The 24,122-nt window shown below is 44.3% G+C and carries 12 protein-coding genes and 7 pseudogenes; 17 read left to right on the top strand and 2 right to left on the bottom strand.

The window, feature by feature from the left end; translation table 11 throughout:
• Positions 1 to 186 precede the first annotated feature (186 nt).
• From LGZ99_RS03025 to LGZ99_RS02965, 13 genes and pseudogenes are all read left to right on the top strand, one after another.
• Positions 187 to 1,863, top strand: a complete 1,677-nt coding sequence (locus LGZ99_RS03025; RefSeq protein ID WP_262978839.1) for an S-type pyocin domain-containing protein — start codon at positions 187 to 189, stop codon at positions 1,861 to 1,863.
• Complete coding sequence (locus LGZ99_RS03020; protein ID WP_023046625.1) at positions 1,863 to 2,327, top strand: DUF6392 family protein; 465 nt, start codon at positions 1,863 to 1,865, stop codon at positions 2,325 to 2,327. Before LGZ99_RS03025 ends, LGZ99_RS03020 begins: the two co-directional genes overlap by 1 nt.
• 108 nt (positions 2,328 to 2,435) lie before the next feature.
• The gene (locus LGZ99_RS03015; RefSeq protein WP_023046626.1) at positions 2,436 to 2,903 is read left to right on the top strand and encodes a DUF6392 family protein; all 468 of its coding nucleotides are present in this window, start codon (positions 2,436 to 2,438) and stop codon (positions 2,901 to 2,903) included.
• Between the two features lie 105 nt (positions 2,904 to 3,008).
• Positions 3,009 to 3,140 carry a DUF6392 family protein gene (locus tag LGZ99_RS03010; RefSeq protein WP_390894000.1) on the top strand — a complete coding sequence of 44 codons (132 nt, stop codon included), beginning with the start codon at positions 3,009 to 3,011 and terminating at the stop codon, positions 3,138 to 3,140.
• Positions 3,122 to 3,975, top strand: a pseudogene (locus tag LGZ99_RS03005) (IS5 family transposase). Before LGZ99_RS03010 ends, LGZ99_RS03005 begins: the two are co-directional and overlap by 19 nt.
• Before the next feature lie 841 nt (positions 3,976 to 4,816).
• Positions 4,817 to 6,493 carry an S-type pyocin domain-containing protein gene (locus LGZ99_RS03000; protein WP_262978838.1) on the top strand — a complete coding sequence of 559 codons (1,677 nt, stop codon included), beginning with the start codon at positions 4,817 to 4,819 and terminating at the stop codon, positions 6,491 to 6,493.
• The gene (locus LGZ99_RS02995; protein WP_036840371.1) at positions 6,490 to 6,948 is read left to right on the top strand and encodes a DUF6392 family protein; all 459 of its coding nucleotides are present in this window, start codon (positions 6,490 to 6,492) and stop codon (positions 6,946 to 6,948) included. Before LGZ99_RS03000 ends, LGZ99_RS02995 begins: the two co-directional genes overlap by 4 nt.
• A gap of 105 nt (positions 6,949 to 7,053) precedes the next feature.
• A complete protein-coding gene (locus LGZ99_RS02990; RefSeq protein WP_390893999.1) occupies positions 7,054 to 7,176 on the top strand; it encodes a DUF6392 family protein in 123 nt (40 codons plus the stop codon).
• 1,214 nt (positions 7,177 to 8,390) lie between these two features.
• Positions 8,391 to 8,561, top strand: a pseudogene (locus tag LGZ99_RS02985) (S-type pyocin domain-containing protein); the annotation flags it as partial.
• A 619-nt stretch (positions 8,562 to 9,180) separates the two neighbouring features.
• Complete coding sequence (tccA, locus tag LGZ99_RS02980) at positions 9,181 to 12,081, top strand: insecticidal toxin complex protein TccA (RefSeq protein ID WP_036840374.1); 2,901 nt, start codon at positions 9,181 to 9,183, stop codon at positions 12,079 to 12,081.
• Between the two features lie 98 nt (positions 12,082 to 12,179).
• Complete coding sequence (gene tccB, locus LGZ99_RS02975; RefSeq protein ID WP_051769617.1) at positions 12,180 to 16,883, top strand: insecticidal toxin complex protein TccB; 4,704 nt, start codon at positions 12,180 to 12,182, stop codon at positions 16,881 to 16,883.
• Positions 16,884 to 17,019: 136 nt separating this feature from the next.
• Positions 17,020 to 20,151 (top strand): insecticidal toxin complex protein TccC, encoded by a 3,132-nt coding sequence (gene tccC, locus LGZ99_RS02970; protein ID WP_036840375.1) that lies wholly within the window; start codon positions 17,020 to 17,022, stop codon positions 20,149 to 20,151.
• A gap of 252 nt (positions 20,152 to 20,403) precedes the next feature.
• A pseudogene (locus LGZ99_RS02965) lies at positions 20,404 to 21,369 on the top strand (IS630 family transposase).
• Between the two features lie 12 nt (positions 21,370 to 21,381).
• On the opposite strand, the pseudogene LGZ99_RS02960 reads toward LGZ99_RS02965, so the two are convergent.
• Positions 21,382 to 21,873 (bottom strand): annotated as a pseudogene (locus LGZ99_RS02960) (transposase); the annotation flags it as partial.
• A 39-nt stretch (positions 21,874 to 21,912) separates the two neighbouring features.
• Between LGZ99_RS02960 and LGZ99_RS24775 the strand changes: the two are divergent.
• Positions 21,913 to 22,047, top strand: a pseudogene (locus LGZ99_RS24775) (AAA family ATPase); the annotation flags it as partial.
• Between the two features lie 321 nt (positions 22,048 to 22,368).
• Here LGZ99_RS24775 and LGZ99_RS24995 read toward each other — a convergent pair.
• A pseudogene (locus tag LGZ99_RS24995) lies at positions 22,369 to 22,486 on the bottom strand (IS110 family transposase); the annotation flags it as partial.
• Positions 22,487 to 22,901: 415 nt separating this feature from the next.
• On the opposite strand from LGZ99_RS24995, the gene LGZ99_RS02950 reads away from it, so the two are divergent.
• From LGZ99_RS02950 to LGZ99_RS02940, 3 genes and pseudogenes are all read left to right on the top strand, one after another.
• Positions 22,902 to 23,231, top strand: coding sequence for a hypothetical protein (locus LGZ99_RS02950; protein ID WP_036840376.1), 330 nt, complete (start codon positions 22,902 to 22,904; stop codon positions 23,229 to 23,231).
• A 20-nt stretch (positions 23,232 to 23,251) separates the two neighbouring features.
• Positions 23,252 to 23,653 carry a hypothetical protein gene (locus LGZ99_RS02945; protein ID WP_036840378.1) on the top strand — a complete coding sequence of 134 codons (402 nt, stop codon included), beginning with the start codon at positions 23,252 to 23,254 and terminating at the stop codon, positions 23,651 to 23,653.
• 54 nt (positions 23,654 to 23,707) lie between these two features.
• Positions 23,708 to 24,022 (top strand): annotated as a pseudogene (locus LGZ99_RS02940) (DUF29 domain-containing protein); the annotation flags it as partial.
• Between the last annotated feature and the right edge of the window lie 100 nt (positions 24,023 to 24,122).

Here is a 24,122-nt window from a genome sequence, read left to right as displayed (position 1 = left end):
AATTAACATGATGAATTACCGCAATCAATCAAGCAAATTTCTCCAATTTTCGGAATATTCCTATATCTTTTTAAGTTAAATTCATTGCACTATTGATTATCTATTAACCTATAAGTGGTAAGGATATGATGACCAATTTAGTTAGACCCACTCTTCGTACTGTAAACCAATGGGGAAATCAATAGAATGGCAAAAGGCTATTATCTGCTCGTTGGTGATAAAACGACCTGTGGTGGAGTTATCATCACCGGCGACCAGACCATCACATTTAACGGGCGGGCAACCGCGCGGGAAGGGGATCACGTCACCTGCGGTAAACATTCCGGTACTTACATGATTGCCGGGGGCGTACCCAGCATGTTTAGCATGGGACGGCGATTGGCGGGCACATTAGATAGTGTCAGCACCTGTCCCTGTCGGGCCCGGCTGATCAATTCCGTGATGGACAGCTATGAGAAGCAGGAGGAGGTTGCTGATCGGGTTGTTGCTCCCACTAATATGGCGGCACAGAATGTCGCTTCGCCGGTGAAGGCGGCGGCAAGCGTTCAGCCCGGTCCACCGCCAGTGACGCAGGCTCCCCCACCGCCGATACCGGTGTTTACGAAATCCTGCCAGCGGGGCAAAGGCTGTACGGATGCGGGAACCGAAGCTGAACCCGCGAATAACTTCGGGCGAATGGGGATATATCAGGTGCCGTCATCTCCCGCTCCGGTAGCGGTGCAAAAGCCTGAACCGCCTCCTCAGGGCAAGAAACACCCGCCAGAGCCGGATAAGCCGCAGGATAAAAAATTACCGTGGTATAAACGGTGGTTTCGTGGTGGAAAAGCGCAGGTTGAAGCCGCTGCTACGGCAGTAGCGGCCACCACCCGCAGCGTGGCCGCGGATGGGGAAGCGCTGGTGATGCGTTACATTGGCGGTGGCGCTGCCAGCTCCGGGCGCTGGCTGGCGGCCCCAAATCCGTTGACGGTCGGGTTAATGGGATTGTTTTATTCACCGAAGCTGAATGAAGGTGAAGAAGATTATTTAAACCGCTATCGCCTTAGTGAGATTGCCGAGCAGTTTGGCAAAGCCCCGACGCGTGTGCGTTTCCGCTGGATAAGAGATGAAAAAAGCGGCAGGATGACGGTTCAGGGGTATCACGTCGGCCCGGAAAGTGGTCTGGATAAAGTGCCGGTTCGTATGATGACACTGAATCGGACTACGGGTAATTATGAGTTTTGGGAGCCGGGAGAAAATCGGCCAACGATATTATGGACGCCGAACGAACAGGAGTTTCAGGTTCCAGCCCATACCGGGAATGAAGAACGGCCATTTATTCCGTCGCAAATCACCGTATTGCCAATCCCGGAAAAAGTGGGCAGCGATATTGAATCGTTGCCGATGCCGGAAGAGAAGGATTTCCGCGATTATATTCTGATCTTCCCGATCCCGAATATGCCGCCGGTGTATGTGTATTTGAGTAAACCGCCGGTGAAGTTGTTTGAAGTGGATTTGTATAGAAACTTTGCCGGGCGGTTGAGGAATGGAACACATGCGGATCATATGCCTTCGGCTGCGGCTGTTAAAAAACGGTTGAAGAGATTAAATTCTAAATTAACAGATGCTCAATTGAATCAGCTATCTAAAGATGTTGCCGCAATTATCATTCCGGCTGAGATTCATCAGAAGCTCAGTGCTACCTATGGAGGCCGAAATTCTCCGATTCAAATAGGACAGGATGAAAAGGACTTGAAGGCAGCTGTAAATCGTGATTTTAATGCAATAAAGCCAGCGCTGAAAAACTATGGTGCAACAGAAGAACAGCTTGAAAAAGCTCAAGAGAAGATGCATGAGATTAATCAGAAACAAAGGTTATATGAATAATGGCGATCAACATTGAAGCGTTAATTAATAGTTTAGGTAAAACGTATCAAGAAATTTTTGATGGGGGACTAATTCCCTATAAAACGAAACCAAAAGGTTTTCCTGGTGATGAAGTGATATGTTTGGATATGGTAAGGGAAGGGGTTTTTTTGTCTTTTTATAGGAAAGATAGAAAATTAAAGGAGATTACATTAACTTTAGTTAATGATAAACCTGCTTATTTATTCCCTAGTGAATTGCCATCACCATTAATCCCTAAAATGTCACGTGAATGGATTCATGAACAGTTTGGTGAGCCTGAGAAATCTCATCCTCCCGAGATGGTAATGAGGCGCCAGTTTGGTTGGACAGAATTATATACATTACTTGATTTTCGTATTCCCACAAGTATGCAGATTTCCTATGATCTCACTGAACAGGTTGAATCTCTGACTTTCTTACCCACTTCAGAGGTGCGTTGGTAATTAACAATAGATGAGTAGTTATTTTTGAACGCTAATTCATTTGCGAACAACTTTGGAAGTTAAATCTCAAATGAATTGGCTGAATCAAGAATAGAGGTTATATAAATAATGACTATCAACGTTGAAGCGTTAATTAATAGTTTGGGGAGAACCTATCAGGAGATTTTTGATAAAGGACTAATCCCTTATAAAACCAAACCAACAGGATATCCTGGAGCTTCATTCATTGCTCTGAATATAGCTAAAGAGGGTATGCATTTAGCTTTTAAAAGAGATGGTAAGATTTTATTTGCTGTAGAGCTTTTTCTGCTTGATCAGAAGAGACCTTTATATCAATTCCCTAATGAATTACCTTCTCCCTTGAAGCCTTTAATGACTAGGGAATGGGTGCATGAGCAGTTTGGTAAGCCTGAAAAGGCTCTTCCTCCGCGAAAATTTCTCAAGAAAGATGTTGGTTGGACGGAACTGTATACGCTACTGGATTTTCGGATACCAACCAGTATGCAGGTTGATTACGATCTGTTGGAGCAAGTGAAGTCAATTGCATTCTTACCCATCTCAGAAGTACGTTGGTAGTTAATGGAAAGGAGGAAGTTTTTTCTTAAAAGCTTTTTCATCTGCGGTTTGAAGAGGCAAACCGCAGATGAATTGGCTTAACCAAGAATAGGAATTATATAAATAATGGCAGTTAATATTAAAGCGTTAATTAATTGTTTGAGTAAGTCTTATCAGGAAATTTTTGGTGAGGGATTAATTCTTTATAAAACTAAGAACCTATCCCAAAAGGAATTGTCATGTTGTATAATATTCTAGAACGGATAATTTCTGAAGGTATAGAGAGTATGGCAAACAACAAATGGCGGCTCAGTGATGAACTTTGGGGAAAAATGGCGCCACTTATTCCCGAACATAAAACTCAGCATCCGCTGGGCACACATCGTAAACGAGTTGATAACCGCGCCGCTATGGATGCCATCTTCTTTGTGCTCAGAACGGGCTGCCAATGGAACGCCCTGAATGCAACAGGAATATGCTCGTCAAGTTCGGCTCACCGTCGTTTTCAGGAATGGCGTGACGCCGGCGTTTTTGAACGCTTCTGGCAGAACGGTTTACTGGCCTGCAAGCATCTCGCGATCATCGACTGGTCGTGGTTATCACTGGATGGTTGCATGACCAAATCCCCTTTAGCGGGGACAAAAAAACAGGTCGTAACCCCACGGACCGGGGGAAACAAGGCGTAAAACGCAGCCTCATGACCGATACTAACGGGCTTCCTCTTTCACTCGTTGTTGCCGCGGCAAACACGCACGATATCAAATTGGTTGCAGATACGCTTGATGCACTTCAGACAGGCAAGCCCGGTAAAAAGGTCAGGCTGTGTCTGGATAAGGGATATGATGCTGAATGGCTGAGAGGCTATCTACAAAGTCGGCACTACGAGCCGCACATCCAGTCTCGCAAGGAAGAATCAGATGCCTGCCAGAATACGGACTTTAAAGCTCAAAGATGGGTTGTCGAGAGGACTCATAGCTGGATGAATCGCTTTCGCCGGATACTGATCCGATGGGAAAAGAAGGTCGAAAACTATGAAGCTATGTTACATTTTGCGTGCGGGATTATAGTTTGGAACAAAACCCTATTGGGATAGGCTCTAAATCAAATGGTCTTCCGGGTGATGAGGTTATTTAATTATAAATGGTAAAAGAAGGGAACTAGTGTTTTATAGTGAGGGGATGAATTTAAAAGAAATTACACTCATCCTATTAAAGCTTTTATATTAAAGATGGATTTAACTCAATAAATGCAACTTTTCAAAAGGAGAGTTAATTACATTTAATCGAAAATAATAAACCATTAATAGAGAGTTGAAAAGAAACCCGCACGTAAAAAAATATTATTCGAACAAATGGGTATTAAAGCGCTTTCTCGCCGGTTATTTTACGAAGAAAACCCTAAAAATAACGCAATAAAAAAGGGATAAAATGGTTAATGTGGCAGGATTTAAGCCCTGAAAAAAGGGGATAATTATCGGAAAAAACAGAAATGGGTGACAGTGTTGGCTCTTTGAATTTGATAACGTTAATGTATGTTAATGGTGATGATGGACAGACAGATAGCAAATACATCTCACATTAATGACAAATTGACGGTCTTTTGATCAGCGCTTGAGAAAACTTACCGTGCAATCCTGTCAGTTTGATATGCCTTCTCAAACATCATGTAGTGCGTAAAACCGATGTCGCCATTGATTTTAAATTCATTCGTGATGCCCACCTTTGATAAAAAAATGTATCCAATATGTTAATTAACATGATGAATTACCACAATCAATCAAGCTAATTTCTCCAATTTTCGGAATATTCCTATATCTTTTGAAGTTAAATTCATTGCACTATTGATTATCTATTAACCTATAAGTGGTAAGGATATGATGACCAATTTAGTTAGACCCACTCTTCGTACTGTAAACCAATGGGGAAATCAATAGAATGGCAAAAGGCTATTATCTGCTCGTTGGTGATAAAACGACCTGTGGTGGAGTTATCATCACCGGTGACCAGACCATCACATTTAACGGGCGGGCGACCGCGCGTGAAGGGGATCACGTCACCTGCGGTAAACATTCCGGTACTTACATGATTGTCGGGGGCGTACCCAGCATGTTTAGCATGGGACGGCGATTAGCGGGCACATTAGATAGTGTCAGCACCTGTCCCTGTCGGGCCCGGCTGATCAATTCCGTGATGGACAGCTATGAGAAGCAGGAGGAGGTTGCTGACCGGGCTGTTGCTCCCACTAATATGGCGGCGCAGAATTTCTCTTCGCCGGTGAAGGCGGCGGGAAGCGTTCAGTCTGGGCCACAGCTTGTAACGCAGGCTCCTCCACCGCCGATACCGGTGTTTACGAAATCCTGCCAGCGGGGCAAAGGCTGTACGGATGCGGGAACTGAAGCTGAACCCGCGAATAACTTTGGCAGAATGGGAATATATCAGGTGCCGTCATCTCCCGCTCCGGTAGCGGCGCAAAAGCCTGAATTGCCTCCCCAGGGCAAGAAACACCCGCCAGAGCCGGATAAACCGCAGGATAAAAAATTACCGTGGTATAAGCGCTGGTTTCGTGGTGGAAAAGCGCAGGCCGAAGCCGCTGCTACAGCCGTAGCAGCCTCCACCCGCAGCGTGGCAGCGGATGGGGAAGCGCTGGTGATGCGTTACATTGGCGGTGGCGCTGCCAGCTCCGGGCGCTGGCTGGCGGCTCCGAATCCGTTGACGGTCGGGTTAATGGGATTGTTTTATTCACCGAAGCTGAATGAAGGCGAAGAGGACTATTTAAACCGCTATCGCCTTAGTGAGATAGCCGAACAGCTTGGTAAAGCCCCGACTCGTGTGCGTTTCCGCTGGATAAGAGATGAAAAAAGCGGCAGGATGACGGTTCTGGGGTATCACGTCGGCCCGGAAAGTGGTCTGGATAAAGTGCCGGTTCGTATGATGACACTGAATCGGACTACGGGTAATTATGAGTTTTGGGAGCCGGGAGAAAATCGGCCAACGATATTATGGACGCCGAACGAACAGGAGTTTCAGGTTCCAGCCCATACCGGGAATGAAGAACGGCCATTTATTCCGTCGCAAATCACCGTATTGCCAATCCCGGAAAAAGTGGGCAGCGATATTGAATCGTTGCCGATGCCGGAAGAGAAGGATTTCCGCGATTATATTCTGGTATTCCCCATTCCGAATATGCCGCCGGTGTATGTGTATCTGAGTAAACCGCCGGTGAAATTGTTTGAGGTGGATTTGTACAGTAATTTTGTGGGCAGGCCAAGGAATGGAACACATGCTGATCATATGCCTTCTGCGGCGGCTGTTAAGGCAAGATTGAAAATGTTATATCCTGATTTAGATAGAGATATGTTAAATTTTTTGGCAAGAAATGTTGCGGCAATCATCATTCCGGCAGAAGTTCATCAGAAGCTTAGTGCAACCTATGGAGGTCGGAATTCTCCGGTTCAAATAGAACAGGATGCGGAGGACTTGAGAGCAGCTGTGGATCGTGATTTTAATGCAATAAAGCCAGCATTGAAGAACTATGGTGCAAGGGAAGAACAACTTGAAAAAGCCAAATCGAAGATACATGAGCTTAACCAAGAACAGGGGTTATACAAATGACAGTTGATACAGAGGCATTAATAAGCAACTTGGGTAAGACCTATCAGCAAATTTTTGATGAAGGATTAATTCCTTATAAGAATAAGCCAAGTAGTTTTCCTGGTGATCCAGATGTTCATATTGATATGGTGAGAGAAGGTATTTTTTTATCATTTGAACGGGGGGGGAAGATATTAAACGAAGTCACTTTAAGGTTGCTTAGAGGCGATAAAACTTCTTTTATATTTCCCAATAAATTACCATCACTATTGAAGCATTCTATGGATAGGGAATGGGTTAAAGAAAATTTAGGTGCTCCGATTAAGTCAATACCACCAAGGCAAATTTTAAAAAGGCAGTTTGGTTGGAAAGATTTATATCGTTTCACAGACGAAATCAGTATGCAGATTTCTTATGACATGATGGAACGAGTAAAATCGGTAACGTTTCTACTTACTTCAGAAGTACGTTGGTAATCAATGGTAGATGGGGCGTTTTTAAAAGCCAATTCATTTGCGAGTGGTTTGAAAAACAAAATCGCAGATGAATTGGTTTAACCAAGAATGGGAGTTAGATAAATAATGGTGGTTAATGTTGAAGCATTAATTAATAGTTTAGAGAACACTTATCAGGAGATTTTTGGTGAAGGATTAATTCTTTATAAAACTAGACCAAATGGTTTTCCGGGTGATGAGGTTATTTAATTATAAATGGTAAAGGAGAGGGATAGAGTTTTATAGTGAGGGGATGAACTTAAAATAAATTACGTTAACCCTATTAAAGCTTTTATATCAAGAAACGGATTTAACTCAATAAACGCAATTTTTCAAAAGGAGAATAAATTGCATTTAATCGAAAATCATAAATTATTAATACAGAGTTAAAAAGAAATCCGCGCGTAAAATAATACTATCCGACCATATGTGTATTAAGGCACTTTCTCGCCGGTTATTTTACGAAGAAAACCCTAAAAATAACCTAATAAAAAAGGGATAAAACAGTTAATCTGGCAGGATTTAAGCCCTGAAAAAAGGGTTGATTATCCGAAAAAAATAGAGTCAGTAAAGATAAAAATCGGGTATGATTAGTCTTCGTTAAATGTAAAATACGATATCCAATGATGATTAAACTTAACAAAAAGCAGACGTTAAAAGGGGTAAAAACAACGGTTAAAACTTTATATCGATTAAAATCATAAGTTTAAAAAATAAATTTTAATAACAGTTTAAATCCTGCCTATCAAATAAACGCAATTTTTCAAAAGGAGAGTGAATTACATTTAATCGAAAATCATAAACCATTAATAGAGAATTGAAAAGAAACCTGCACGTAAAAAAATATTATACGAACAGGTAGGGATTAAAGCGCTTTCTCGCCAGTTATTTTACGAAGAAAACCCTAAAAATAACCCAATAAAAAAGGGGTGAAACAGTTAACCTGGCAGGATTTAAGCCCTGAAAAGGGGTTTATTATCCGAAAAAAACAGAGTCAGTAAAGATAAAAATGGATATGATTAGTGTTCGTTAAAAGTAAAACATGATATCCGATGATGATTAAACTTAATAAAAAGCAGACGTTAAAAGGAGTAAAAAAACGGTTAAAACTTTATATCGATTAAAACCATAAGTTAAAAAATGACTTTTAATAACAGTTTAAATTCTGCCTATCAAGTAAACGCAATTTTTCAAAAGGAGAGTGAATTACATTTAATCGAAAATCATTAACTATTAATAGAGAATTGAAAAGAAACCCGCATGTAAAAAAATATTATCCGAGAAGATAGGTATTAAATCGCTTTCTCGCCGGTTATTTTATGAAGAAAACTATAAAAATAACCCAATAAAAAAAGGGATAAAACGGTTAATGTTGCAGGATTTAAGCCCTGAAAAAAGGGGATGATTATCGGAAAAAACAGAAGTTGCCAATCCTGGAAAAAGTGGGCAGCGATATTGAATCGTTGCCGATGCCGGAAGAAAAGGATTTCCGCGATTATATTCTGATCTTCCCGATTCCGAACATGCCACCGGTGTATGTGTATCTGAGCACCCTGTATAAATATTCTTTCCAGCTTTCTACTTTCACCAGATAGTAGCTAATAAATCTCTATCCGTGTTTAACAGGTTTTTTGTTCCACGGTATAGCATATTAAAGAAGTAACATTCTTACTCGCATTAGAGTCAATAAAGAAACTCTTATTTATAGCCTTAGCTGTTCAGGTGTAAAATATATTTTTGACTAATTCACCTTTAATTTCCCTTTCGATAGACTATATTGCTTAAAAAAATAATGAATATATGTTGGAAATCTTTATCATATTGATATAAAAGACTATTTTACGGAATTGTTACTATCATTCACCAATATTCCGACACACTGGGTATTACCTTGTTCAAGGTGTGATATTGCGAACTATTATTGATTATTTGTTAAGTTAATCATAAACATCAGTAAATATTTATTTTATAAAGTTATATAAAGGTAAAGTTATTTTATTGTTTGTATTTTATTTTTTAATGTAAGCAAGTTTTGTGATTTATTATATTTTTCCTCACACATTGTCGCTGTATATGACGTCTTTGGAAGGCCAGACGACCTGATGTCCTAATGTGCGTGTTTAATCTGGTACCTCTCTTGAACGTAGCGATAGTGATCATTTTTTTGCACGAAAAAACCTGTTTCTCATGATAAATCTCAACTCAGGAGTTCGTATGAATCAACTCGCCAGCCCCCTGATTTCCCGTACCGAAGAGATCCACAACCTGCCCGGTAAATTGACCGAACTTGGTTATGCTTCAGTGTTTGATGTGGTACGTATACCGCGTGAGCGTTTTATTCGTGAGCATCGTGCTGATCTTGGGCGCAATGCTGAGAAAATGTATGACCTGGCGGTGGGCTATGCTCATCAGGTACTGCACCATTTTCGCCGCAATTCTCTTAGCCAGGCTGTTCAGGTTAGTCTGAGAAGTCCGTTTTCTGTAGCGGGGCCAGATTATGCCAATCAGTTTCTGGATGCAGATACGGGTTGGAAAGATAAAGCGCCAAGTGGTTCACCGGAAGCGAACGATGCGCCGGTGGCCTATCTGACCCATATCTATCAACTGGCCCTTGAACAGGAAAAGAATGGTGCCGGCGCCATTATGAATACGTTGGCAGAGCGTCGCCCAGATCTGGGAGCTTTGTTAATTAATGATAAGGCAATCAATGAGGTAATACCGCAATTGCAACTGGTCAATGAAATCTTGTCCAAGGCCATCCAGAAAAAACTGAGTCTGACTGATCTGCAAGCGGTAAATGCTAAACTCTCCACCACCCGTTACCCGAATGATTTGCCGTATCATTACGGTCATCAGCAGATTCAGACTGCCCAGTCGGTATTGAGCACGACTTTGCAAGATATTACTTTGCCTCAGACCCTGGATCTGCCGCAAAACTTCTGGGAAACGGCAAAAGGAAAATTGAGCGACGCGACCGCCGGCGCGTTGACCCGATTGCAAATAATGGCGAGCCAGCTTTCGCCGGAACAGCAGAAAATCATTACTGAAACCATTGGGCAGGATTTCTATCAGCTTAATTATGGTGATAGTTCACTTACCGCGGACAGTTTCAGCGATATGACTATACTGACCAGCCGAACTAATCTGACTGTACCCCAAGTGGAGCTGATGCTGTGCTCAACTGTCGGGGGTTCTACGGTTATTAAGTCTGATAATGTCGCCGCTGGTGACACTACTGCGACTCCGTTTGTATATGGCGCCCGTTTTATTCATGCCGGCAAGCCAGAGGCTATTACTATTAGTCGTAGTGGAAAAGAGGCTCATTTTGCTCTGACGGTTAACAATCTGGCAGATGATAAGTTAAACCGCATCAATCGCATGGTTCGTCTGCAAAAATGGTTGAATTTGCCCTATGAGGATGTTGACCTGTTAGTGACCTCAGCTATGGATGCTGAGGGCGAGACGAATACTGCCTTGCTGATGAACGACAACACCTTGCGTATGTTAGGTGTGTTCAAACATTATCAGGCGCAGTACGGTGTCACCGCTAAACAGTTTGCTGGCTGGTTGCGAGTGGTGATTCCGTTTGCTATTACGCCAGCAACGTCGTTTTTAGACCAGGTGTTTAATGCTGCCGGTACCTTTGATACATCATTTGTAGTAGATAATCAGGATTTTGTTTATACATCGACCGCGGATGGTGATGGGGTGCGTGTCAAACATATCAGCACTGCACTGGGCCTCAATCACCGTCAGTTCCTGCTGCTGGCTGATAATATTGCTCGTCAACAGGGAAATATCACGTTAAGTACCCTGAACTGTAATCTGTTTGTCGTGTCGGCGTTCTATCGCCTGGCTAATCTGGCGCGTACATTGGGGATAGATCCGGAGGCTTTCTGTGCTTTGGCTGACCGATTGGATGCTGGGACAGGGGTAGTTTGGCAGCAGCTGGCAGGAAAACCGGCGATCACAGGACCGAAAAAAGATTCTCCTTTGGCGGCGGATATTTTGAGTTTGCTGCAAGCATTAAGCGCTATCGTTCAATGGCAACAGCAGCACAATTTATCGGTTGAAACTCTGCTTTTATTGTTGAGTGATAATTCCACTTTCCCCGCGCAAGGCACTGACGATCAGTTGAATTTTATCCGTCAGGTGTGGCAGAACCTGGGCAGTACGTTTGTGGATGCAACATTGTTATCCCGCAGTGGCGCGCCATTAGTCGATACCAGTGGTCACGCCATTGACTGGTTTACTCTGCTCTCGGCAGGTAATAGCCCGCTTATCGATAAGGTGGGGCTGGTGACTAATGCAGGCATAGAAAGTGTCATAGCAACTGTGGTCAATACACAAAATCTGTCTGATGCAGATAAGAAGCTGGCAATCACTACTCTGACTAATACGCTGAATCAGGCGCAGCAAACTCAGCAAGGGGTTGCTGTCAGTCTATTGGCGCAGACGCTGAACGTGAGTCAGTCCCTGCCTGCATTGTTGCTGCGTTGGAGTGGACAAACAACCTATCAGTGGCTCAGTGCGACTTGGGCATTGAAGGATACCGTCAAAATAGCCGCCGATATTCCGGCCAACTATCTGCATCAATTACGTGAAGTGGCGCGCCGTTCCTTGTTAACCCAACAATTCACTTTGAGTCCCGTAATGGTACAGACCCTGCTGGATAATCCGGCCTATTTTGGGATTGCCGCAGAAACGGTGACAAATATCAGTTTGTGGACGCTTTATACCCTGAGTCGTTACGGCGATTTGCTACTCCAGGTGGGTAAAGCTGGTGGTACTGAAAATGATGTACTGGCCTATTTGCGTTCGGCCAATACTGCCACGCCGTTGAGCCAATCTGATGCTGCACAGACGCTGGCAACGCTGTTGGGCTGGGAGGCTAACGAACTGCAAGCCGCTTGGGCGGTATTGGGTGGGATTGCCAAAACCACACCGCAACTGGATACGCTTCTGCGTCTGCAACAGGCACAGAATCAAACCGGTTTGGGTGTTACGCAGCAACAGCAAGGCTATGTCCTGAACCGTGACAGTGATTATGCCCTTTGGCAAAGCACCGGTCAGGCGCTGGTCGCTGGCGTATCTCATGTCAAGGGCAGTCATTGAATATGGCAGAAACTCACCACTTGAATGGGTGAGGCTGATTTTTCCGTATGGCTCAATGGGGCCGCTTCTAAACCGCCATTTAAGTAAGGCAGATAATTATGTTATCGACAATGGAAAAACAACTGAATGAATCCCAGCGTGATGCGTTGGTGACTGGCTATATGAATTTTGTGGCGCCGACGTTGAAAGGCGTCAGTGGTCAGCCAGTGACGGTGGAAGACTTGTACGAATATTTGCTAATTGACCCGGAAGTGGCTGATGAGGTTGAGACGAGTCGGGTAGCACAAGCGATTGCCAGCATACAGCAATATATGACTCGTCTGGTTAACGGTTCTGAGCCGGGGCGTCAAGCGATGGAACCCTCTACCGCGAACGAATGGCGTGACAATGATAATCAGTATGCTATCTGGGCTGCTGGTGCTGAGGTGCGAAATTACGCTGAAAACTACATTTCACCCATCACCCGGCAGGAAAAAAGCCATTATTTCTCGAAGCTGGAAACCACTTTAAACCAGAATCGACTCGATCCGGATCGTGTGCAGGATGCTGTTTTGGCGTATCTCAATGAGTTTGAGGCAGTGAGTAATCTGTATGTGCTCAGTGGTTATATTAATCAGGATAAATTTGACCAAGCCATCTATTACTTTATTGGTCGCACTACCACTAAACCGTATCGCTACTACTGGCGCCAGATGGATTTGAGTAAAAACCGTCAAGATCCGGCAGGGAATCCGGTGACACCAAATTGCTGGAATGATTGGCAGGAAATCACCTTACCGCTGTCTGGTGATACGGTGCTGGAGCATACAGTTCGCCCGGTATTTTATAATGATCGACTATATGTGGCTTGGGTTGAGCGTGACCCAGCGGTACAGAAAGACGCTAATGGCAAAGATATCGATAAGACCCATGCCTATAGCATAAAGTTTGGTTATAAACGTTATGATGATACTTGGACGGCACCAAATACTACTACGCTGATGACGCGACAAAACGGAGATGATGATCAGGATATATCGCGCACCAGTTTGCTGATTAATGAAAATGGCATCACACTACGGGATATAAATTTACTGGCGACCACCGATTTTAGTATTGATCCGACGGAAGAGACTGACAGCAATCCGTATGGTCGCCTGATGTTGGGTGTGTTTGTGCGTCATTTTGAAGGCGATGGGGCCAATAAGAAAAATAAACCTGCTGTTTATGGTTATCTTTATTGTGACTCAGCTTTCAATCGCCATATTCTCAAGCCGTTGAGTAAGAACTTTTTGTTCAGTACCTATCGTGATGAAACGGATGATCAGAATTGTCTGCAATTTGCGGTGTACGATAAAAAGTATGTGATTACTAAGGTTATTTCAGGCAAACCAACAGAAGATCTTGAAAGCACGGGTTGGGTAGGTAAAGTTGATGACTTGAAGCAGGGCACTACCGGGGCCTATGTATATATCGATCAAGATGGCCTGACTCTCCATATCCAAACCACGACCAATGGGGATTTTGTTAATCGCCATACGTTTGGGTATAACGATATTGTGTACGATTCTAAATCTGGTTATGGTTTTTCATGGTCAGGGGATGAAGGTTTTCATCTGGATTACCATAATGGAAATTATTACACCTTTCATAATGCAGCAATCAACTATTATCCCTCTGGATATGGTGGCGGATCTATCCCTAATGGAACGTGGGATATAAATCAGCCGGTTAATGATGCATGGAATACTGTATTTTTGCTTTATGGGCACCATTCTGTCTCTGTGGCGGGGAGTTATATAGCTTGGGCAGGAGATACGCCAGCCAGTTATTACTTGCCTATTCCAGATGGTACACGTTTGGGAGATTGGTCTGGTGCAATAAATTACGCTATCAGTATTGATACACTTGAATCTGCATTTATGTCTCCTGATTGGCCGACACTAACCAGTATCAAAAACTTCAAGAAAATCGCCGATAACCGCAAATTCTCTCAGGAAATCAATGTTGATACTGCGGATGACCGCAACCTGTTCAGACATTATGGTAGCGAAACTTTCGAACTCGCCAGCGGCGCAACTTACTCTACGACCCATACCTTGTCCGAAGCGGATTTTTCCACCGATCCAAATAAAAACTACTTACAGGTTTGTTTGAACGTTGTTTGGAATCATTATGACTACTCATCAGGAAACAAAGGGGCTTATTCTTGGGTGAGCAAGTGGTTTAATGTGTATATCGCGTTGCAGGATAGCAAGGCACCGGATGCTATCCCACGATTGGTTTCTCGTTACGATAGCAAACGCGGTCTGGTGCAATATCTGGATTTCTGGACATCATCATTACCTGCGAAGACCCGCCTTAATACTACCTTTGTGCGTACCTTGATTGAGAAGGCTAATCTGGGGCTGGATAGCTTGCTGGATTACACCTTGCAGGCGGATCCTTCTCTGGAGGCAGATCTGGTCACCAACGGCAAGAGTGAACCAATGGATTTTAACGGTTCAAATGGTCTCTATTTCTGGGAACTGTTTTTCCACCTGCCGTTTATGGTTGCTACACGTTTCGCCAGTGAACAGCAATTTTCACCGGCACAAAAATCTCTGCATTATATCTTTGACCCGGCGATGAAAAACAAACCGCAACATGCTCCGGCTTACTGGAATGTGCGTCCGTTGGTTGAAGGACATAGCGATCTATCACGTCATTTAGGCGATCCTATCGATCCCGATACTCAAGCCTATGCTCATCCGGTGATATATCAGAAAGCGGTGTTTATCGCCTATGTCAGCAACCTGATTGCTCAAGGAGATATGTGGTATCGTCAATTGACCCGTGATGGTCTGACTCAGGCCCGTGTTTACTACAATCTGGCTGCTGAATTGCTGGGGCCTCGTCCAGATGTGTCGTTGAGCAGTATCTGGACACCGCAAGCCCTTGATACCTTAGCCGCCGGGCAAAAAATGGCTTTACGTGACTTCGAACATCAACTGGGTAACAGTAATGCTGCTTTACCCGCATTGCCGGGCCGCAATGTCAGCCATTTGAAACTGGCAGATAATGGTTACTTTAATGAACCGCTTAATGTCCTGATGTTGTCCCATTGGGATACGTTGGATGCACGGTTATATAATTTGCGTCATAACCTGACCGTTGATGGCAAACCACTTTCCCTGCCGTTGTATGCTGCGCCTGCTGATCCGGTAGCGCTACTGGCCCAGCGCGCTCAGTCGGGTACCTTGACCGGTGGTGTCAGCGGGGCAATGTTGACGGTGCCGCCGTACCGTTTCAGCGCTATGTTGCCACGTGCTTACAGTGCAGTCGGTACGCTGACCGGTTTTGGTCAGAACCTGCTTAGTCTGTTGGAACGCAGCGAACGCGCTGGTCAGGAAGAGTTGGCGCAACAGCAATTGTTGGATATGTCCAGCTATGCCATCACATTGCAACAACAGGCGTTGGACGGATTGGCGGCAGATCGTCTGGCACTGCAAGCCAGTCAGGCAACGGCGCAACAACGTCATGACCATTATTACACCTTGTATCAAAACAACATCTCCAGTGCGGAACAACTGGTGATGGACACCCAAACCTCAGCACAGGCCCTGATTTCCGCTTCCACCGGTGTACAGACCGCCAGTGGAGCGTTGAAAGTGATTCCGAATATCTTCGGTCTGGCTGATGGCGGTTCGCGTTATGAAGGGGTGACTGAGGCGATTGCTATCGGGTTGATGGCTTCCGGTCAGGCCACCAGCGTGGTGGCTGATCGTCTGGCGACCACTGAGAACTACCGCCGTCGCCGTGAAGAGTGGCAAATCCAGTATCAGCAAGCGCAGTCTGAAGTGGAGGCATTGACCAAACAACTGGATGCACTGGCGGTGCGCGAGAAAGCGGCTCAGACTTCTCTGCAACAGGCGAAGGCGCAGCAGGTACAAATTCGGACCATGCTGACTTACCTGACCACCCGCTTTACCCAGGCGACTCTGTACCAGTGGCTGAGTGGTCAACTGGCAGCGCTGTACTATCAGGCGTATGACGCTGTGGTCTCTCTGTGTTTGTCTGCCCAGGCTTGTTGGCAGTATGAACTGGGGGATTACGCTACCACTTTTATCCAGACTGGTACCTGGAATGATCACTACCGTGGGTTGCAAGTGGGTGAGGCATTGCAACTCAACTTGCATCAGATGGAAGCAGCTTATTTAGGTCGCCATGAGCGTCGTCTTAATGTGATACGTACTGTATCGCTCAGGGCTCTATTGGGTGATGATGGTTTCAATAAGTTAAAAACCGAAGGCAAAGTCGATTTTGCATTGAGTGAAAAGCTGTTCGACAACGACTATCCGGGGCATTATCTGCGCCAGATTAAAACGGTGTCAGTGACATTGCCGACTTTGATCGGGCCGTATCAAAATGTGAAGGCGACGCTTACCCAAACCAGTAGCAGTACGTTGCTCACTGCGGATATTCATGGTGTTAAGTACCTCAATAATTCGGCAGATACAGAAGGTGATGCAACTCATATTGTCACCAACCTGCGCGCTAGCCAGCAGGTAGCACTCTCTTCTGGCTTGAATGATGCCGGTAGCTTTGAGTTGCGTTTGGAAGATGAGCGCTATCTATCATTTGAGGGGACTGGAGCGGTTTCCAAATGGACACTCAACTTCCCGCGCGCTGTGGATGAGCATATTGATGGCAATACACTGAAGGCGGATGACATGCAGTCGTCACTGTTGGCTAATATGGACGATGTACTGGTGCAGGTGCACTACACGGCTTGCGACGGTGGAGCCAGCTTTGCGGGGCAGGTCAAGAAAACACTTATTTAAATCAACTTTTAACTAATACCTCCTACTCTGGTATGTGCCAGGGTGGGAGAGGCCTGTCATACCTGAAATCAATTTTGCGATCTTTCTCCATTTCATTGGAAGGGAAGCTTTGAAACAAAATAAAAGGAATATGATTATGAGTACGTCTGATACCACTTTTTATACCCAAACCCCAACAGTCAGCGTGTTGGATAATCGCGGTCTGTCCATTCGTGATATCGGTTTTCACCGTGCTGTGGTCAGTGGTGATACTGACACCCGCATCACTCGTCACCAATATGATAACCGCGGACACCTGAACCACAGTATTGACCCACGCTTATATGATGCAAAACAGACCAATGACTCGGTGAAACCTAATTTTATCTGGCAGCATGATCTGGCTGGTAATGCCTTGCGGACAGAGAGTGTCGATGCTGGTCGCACCATCTCATTAAATGATGTTGAAGGCCGTCTGGTCATGACGGTTAATGCAACAGGTGTTCGTCAGACTCGTCTCTATGAAAGCAACACTTTGCCCGGTCGTCTGTTGTCTGTTAGCGAACGGGTTTCCGATGAAGATACTCCTCATGTAACAGAGCGTTTTATCTGGGCTGAGAATACAACTGCGGAGAAAGACTATAACCTCTCCGGTCAATGTATACGCCACTACGACACGGCGGGAGTTACCCGGCTGGAAAGTCAGTCACTGGCAGGCGCCATTTTATCCCAATCTCACCAATTGCTGGCCGAAGGGCAGGAAGCGAACTGGATGGGTGATGATGAAACCGTCTGGCAGAGTATGTTGGCAAGTGAGGTCTATACGACGCAAAGTACAACCAATGCCATTGGTGCTTTACTCACCCAAACCGATGCGAAAGGCAATATTCAACGTTTGGCTTATGACATTGCTGGTCAGTTAAAAGGTAGCTGGTTGACTGTGAAAGGCCAGAATGAGCAGATTATTGTTAAATCCTTAACCTGGTCAGCCGCAGGTCATAAGTTGCGTGAAGAGCATGGTAATGGCGTGGTTACGGAATACAGTTATGAACCAGAAACTCAACGTCTGATAGGTATTACCACCCGACGTGCAGATAACAGAGAATCAACAGCCAAAGTGTTGCAGGATCTGCGTTATGAGTATGATCCGGTTGGCAACGTAATCAGTATCCATAATGATGCGGAAGCTACTCGCTTTTGGCGTAATCAGACTGTAGTGCCGGAGAACCGTTATGTTTATGATTCCCTGTATCAGCTTATTCGTGCGACAGGGCGTGAAATGGCGAATATCGGCCAGCAAAGCAGCAAACTTCCCTCACCAGCTATGCCTGTTCCTGCCGACGACAGCACCTATACCAATTACCTTCGTACCTATACTTATGATCGTGGTGGTAATTTGGTTCAAATCCGACACAGTTCACCTGCAACGCAAAATAATTACACCACAGACATGACAGTTTCAAACCGCAGTAACCGGGCGGTATTGAGTACATTAACGACAGATCCAACTCAGGTGGATGCGCTATTTGATTCCGGTGGTCATCAGAAAACATTAGTGCCAGGGCAAAACCTGAATTGGAATATCCGAGGGGAATTGCAACAGGTAACGCCAGTGAGCCGTGAAGATGCCAGTGATCGGGAATGGTATCGTTATGGCAGTGATGGAATGCGATTGCTAAAAGTGAGTGAACAGCAGACCGGTAACAGTACCCAAGTACAACGGGTGACTTATCTGCCGGGATTAGAACTACGTACAACCCAGGTTGCAGATAAAACAACTAAAAGTTTGCAGGTGATTACGGTAGGTGAGGCTGGTCGCGCACAGGTAAGGGTATTGCACTGGGAAAACGGTAAGCCAGAAGATATCAACAACAATCAGGTGCGCTACAGCTACGATAATCTTCTTGGTTCCAGCCAGCTTGAACTGGATAGCGAAGGGCAGATTCTCAGTCAGGAAGAGTATTATCCGTATGGCGGCACGGCGATATGGGCAGCGAAAAACCAGACAGAAGCCAGTTACAAATTTATTCGTTACTCCGGTAAAGAGCGGGATGCTACTGGACTGTATTATTACGGCTACCGGTATTATCAGCCGTGGGTGGGGCGGTGGTTGAATGCGGATCCGGCGGGAACCGTGGATGGGTTGAATCTGTATCGGATGGTAAGGAATAACCCAATCACATTGACTGACCACGACGGATTAGCGCCTTCTCCGAACCGAAATCGGAATACATTTTGGTTTGCTTCATTTTTGTTTCGTAAACCGGATGAAGGCATGTCTGCTTCAATGAAACGGGGACAAAAAATTGGCAGAGCCATTGCCGGAGGGATTGCGATTGGCGGTCTTGCAGCCACCATTGCCGGTACCGCAGGAGCGGCTATTCCCGTCATTCTGGGTGTTGCTGCCATAGGGGCAGGGATCGGTGCGTTGATGGGATATAACGTGGGGAGTCTCCTGGAAAAAGGAGGAGCATTACTCGCCCGTCTCGTACAGGGAAAATCGACGTTAGTGCAGTCGGCAGCTGGCGCTGCCGCCGGAGCGGGTTCAGCCGCCGCTTATGGTGCGAGAGCACAAGGAGTCGGTGTTGCATCAGCAGCCGGTGCGGCCACCGGAGCCATAGGATCATTAATCAATAATGCTGACCGTGGAATAGGTGGAGCTATTGGGGCCGGGAGTGCGGTAGGCACTATTGATACCATGTTGGGTACTTCTTCCACCCTTACACATGAAATATCGGCAGCGGCGGGAGGTGCGGCTGGTGGGATGATCACGGGTACACAAGGCAGCACCAGAGCAGGAATTCATGCCGGTATTGGAACGTATTACGGTTCTTGGGTTGGCTTTGGTTTAGATGTCGCCAGTAACCCTGCTGGACATTTAGCTAACTATGCGGTGGGTTATGCCGCTGGTCTGGGGGCTGAAATGGCTATTAACCGAATAACCGGTGGTGGATTTTTGGGGAGGATCTTAGGCCGGGTTGTCAGCCCACATGTAGCAGGTTTAGCCAGACAATTAGTGCATTTCAGTGTAGCCAGACCTGTTTTTGAGCCTATATTTAGTGTTCTCGGTGGGCTTGCTGGTGGCATTGGAACTGGCCTGCACAGAGTGATGGGAAGAGACAGTTGGATTTCCAGAGCGCTAAGTGCTGCCGGTAGTGGTATAGATCACGTCGCTGGCATGATTGGTAATCAAATTAGAGGCAGGGTCTTGACCACAACCGGGATCGCCAATGCGATAGACTATGGAACCAGTGCTGTGGGAGCAGCACGACGGGTTATCTCTTTGTAGTCAATATATTGTAGTAAGCATTGCCAGAAATCTCCGTCCAATATTGGGCGGAGATATAAGATGATCACAGATCGACACGTCAGATTCTGAATCGTCTTGCGGAAAAGTTTCGCCATCCTAGCTGTTGCAGAAAATACTAATAATAGAAGCTAAATAAATTTTCAAAATAGTAGATCACTGGAAGGGAACTCAGTCCGATTTTTGCGATCTGATCAATTGCCAAAAATCCCAAACCTCAACACGGACTGAGTGATGCCTATCATAGCACCCATACCTCAAAATGAATGCCAGAAAATGAGAAAACTTATCCATAAAACCCGCGATAAGAACTATTCCCGTCGATTGACGGCGTTATTGATGCTTAATGAGGGATTGACGGTGACTTATGTCGCCAAAACCCTTCATGTCGCGCGCTCTTCCGTCAATCGTTGGGTTGAGTGGTTTACATTATATGGGCTCGAAGGGCTCAAAAGTTTACCGGCTGGCCGACCTGCTGTCTGGGATCTCACCCCTCTCTATAGCCTATTGCTTTTCTTATTACAGCAATCTCCCCAAGAGTTCGGCTATCTTCGCTCTCGCTGGAGTCTTGAGCTTATGACTCATACCCTTAATGAATGACTCAACCTCTCTCTGACACAAAGTGTCCTCTATCGTTACTTTGCTCAGGTGGGGATTGTCTGGCGTAGAGCGGCACCCACGGTAAAACAACCCGATCCTGAATATGATGAGAAAATGGCAAAGATCACGGAAGCCAAAGCGAATATTTCAGAAAAACATCCCATTTTCTATGAAGATGAGGTGGATATTGATTTAAACCCGAAAATCGGCGCAGACGGGTGTTTCAAAGGACAACAAAAACGGGTTATCACCCCGGGAAAAAATGAAAAACATTACCTTGCGGGTTGCCTCAATGCCCAAACAGAGCAAGTCACCTATGTTAAAGGAATAAAAAAGAACTCTGATTTATTTATCAAAATGTTAGATGAATTGAATCATCAATATCCCCATGCGGAAACTCTCACATTAATCTTAGATAACTACTGTATTCATAAAAGTCAGAAGGTAAAGGACTGGCTGGCCCGGCATCCAAAATTTACTCTGTTGTTTTTACCCGTCTATTCACCGTGGCTAAATAAAATAGAACGGTTATGGCAATCGCTCCATGAGACAATAACGCGAAATCATTGTTGTCAATTTATGTGGCAGTTGCTTAATTAACCCGAATTCTGTTTAAGCCGTTACTGAAAAATCGTCTTCCGAATAGAAAATTTTCAGTGATGGCTTCTTCCATTTAAGGCAATAAGCAATCAAACCGCCTAAAACGGTCAACATAAATCCTTTTATACTTCGGTGGCGAGAATGCTCTATTTGAGAAACGGTTTTTAATTGTCCATTAATCGTTTCGATGATGAAACGCCTTGATAACATTATCTTATCCCACTCAGCCAGCAGCCGTGCTTTCATATTTCGGCGTTTTTGGGTGACGAAAGTGACACCGGTTTTGCCTAAATCGTCTGCCAGTTCCTGGCTGAGATAACCTTTATCGCCATAAAGCGAACCCGTTAATTCTGTTGTTAATTCGCGCTTTGCTATCCCGGCAAAGACCTTATGTCGAGGAATGCGAATATTATGGCAGACCCTCAAACTAGTGGAATCAATGAAAGCGATACCTGTTGGTTTCCCTTTTAACTGAGTCAGATAGCTGCATAGTGGCACCAAAACTTTGCTCCTGGAACAGGCTTCTCGTCAATTTCTTATCCAGAATTCGGGTTAATTACCATCAATATGAGCGAGTTTCAGGAGCCGCACAGCGTATCAACCTTGAAAGGGGCACCGCCGGGAGATGTCGGCTATGGTGAAGGTGGGGTGTTAACGGAGGCGGTTCGACGACGTCCGGATCGATTCGATCATTACGAATATTTTGTTGCCGCAGATAAGTCGTAAGTTGCTTACCGCAACGATGGAGAACCAGCATTATTCACAATTAGACGTGATTTGGAAAAATGCGGTATTTCAGTGCCATTTTTGCTGAGATACAAGTCAGAGGAGACATAAGGTTGAGGAACAGAAACATGCTGGCCACCATTATGGTACTTCGAGAGCGAGGTCAATGCTATCAAGGCTATATGCAGACACGGATCTCACGCAACATTGAAAGAACTTCGTGTTTAAAGCTAAGGGAGACTCATTGAGAGCCTTCTTTGCGTTCGATCCAAACTAAGCCGTGTGAATGGATTCGTCCCACGGCTTATTTGTTTTTATCATCGCATATAACAATGACGAGTAGTTTATACATGTAAGCAATGATCGCCATTTTGTTGTACTTACCGGTATCTTTCTTGGCAGACTTTTAAGGTGGGGTTTAAATATTCTAATGTTGGTTATTGTTTAAATAGATGGAAGAAGAATTTGTAAAGTATTTTGTATTTAATCAGGAAATAGGTGTTGGTATTAAACGTATTAGTATATAGTCACTGATCGTGAAATATTATGAAGAATAAGTATCGAAAGGGTATAGAAATAGTAAAGCACAGGTCTTGTTGGCGGAAAAACTTAATTGGGCAAGTAAAGGAGAAAAAGGAGAAATGGTTCAAAAGAGGCTTCCTTTTGGGAAACCTCTTTTGAAAACCTTTGCATTCCTGAAATCCTACCATTTAAGGCAGAGACGTCAGTGCTCTCAGACGGATAACTAATTACCCAGTGGCAATACTCTGGCATAATGGAAAAAAAATATCAACTGGATTATGGTAATGGATATAGAACGTATTAATAGTTTGCTTTCTTCATCTAAAACAGCACCATATAAAAATAACTTTGATTTATCTGAGAAAGATAAAATAGGTGTTTTTCTTGCATTTCAGGATATCTCTGGCTCTTTTTACCCTGTTGTATCAATTACTGAAGTTGCGTTAAGGAATGCTATAAATGAAGCGGCTACTGAAAAATTTCAGAAAATGGATTGGTATGATCATGTTGATTTGAGCAAAGAGTCAAAAAGACAGATTGATATGGCAAAGAATAATGCAAAAGATGAAATAAAAAAAGACCAGTTAAGCCAGATGGTATTATCTGTCGATTGAGTCTTGGTTTTTGGATCTACATGTTAGATAAAAAATATGTTAATAATGAGGATAGGAAAAATTATCTGTGGAGTAATGATAAAATTGAGATGGTTTTTCCTAATGCAATAAATATAAGCAATAATAAAAGAATGAAATTAACTGCTATAAAGGATGAGTTGAAAGGCTTTCTTAATGTCAGGAATAGAGTTTTTCATCATGAGCCAATCTGGAAAGGTAAAAATCAAAAGACCAGAATTAATACAGCAGTAGAAAATATTATCAGGAACTATGATAGTATTTTTAAGATATTAAAATATATTAATTCTGATTTTGAGAGTATTTTAAGAGAGTATGGGTATAGAGAAAACTTCATTGGAAAAGTAAATGTTGAGTTTATTAAAAATAAAAAAAATGACATTGCGAAATTTCTAGATAAGTAAAGTTACAAAGAAAATTTACAATTTAACCAATTGACTAATAATAAGAAGACCTCAGTGATCAATATCGCTGAGGTCATTTGGGCAAATGAACAGGCTGCATTGTTGCGGGCTGGTAAACTCAGTCAGATTGACATTGAAAACATTGTTGAGGAGATAGAAGACGTGGGCAAAAGTGAAAAACGCTAACTGGCAAGCTGGATGGCGGTTTTATTGGCTTACCTTCTGAAATGGAAATTCCAGCCGACTCACTAGGGTAAAAGTTGGGAATTAAACATTAAAGGACAGTGAGAATTTATTCAGCGGCGCTTGAAAAAAACGCCAAGCTTGAAAGCGTTACTGTCTGATCCTGAATGGTTCGAAGATACTTGGCTTATGCTGGCGTTTTTTATTTTAGTGTGTCAGCCTCGCTAGCTGGTTAGAAAGTAGAACTTGTTTTACACTCTCTGTAGACGCCATATAATATTCCTTA

This window comes from Photorhabdus temperata (genome assembly GCF_025384845.1).
GTDB classification, from domain to species: Bacteria; Pseudomonadota; Gammaproteobacteria; order Enterobacterales; family Enterobacteriaceae; genus Photorhabdus; species Photorhabdus temperata.
The sequence above is the reverse complement of the archived record's forward strand: the minus strand, read 5'-3'. Positions and strand labels throughout refer to the sequence as shown.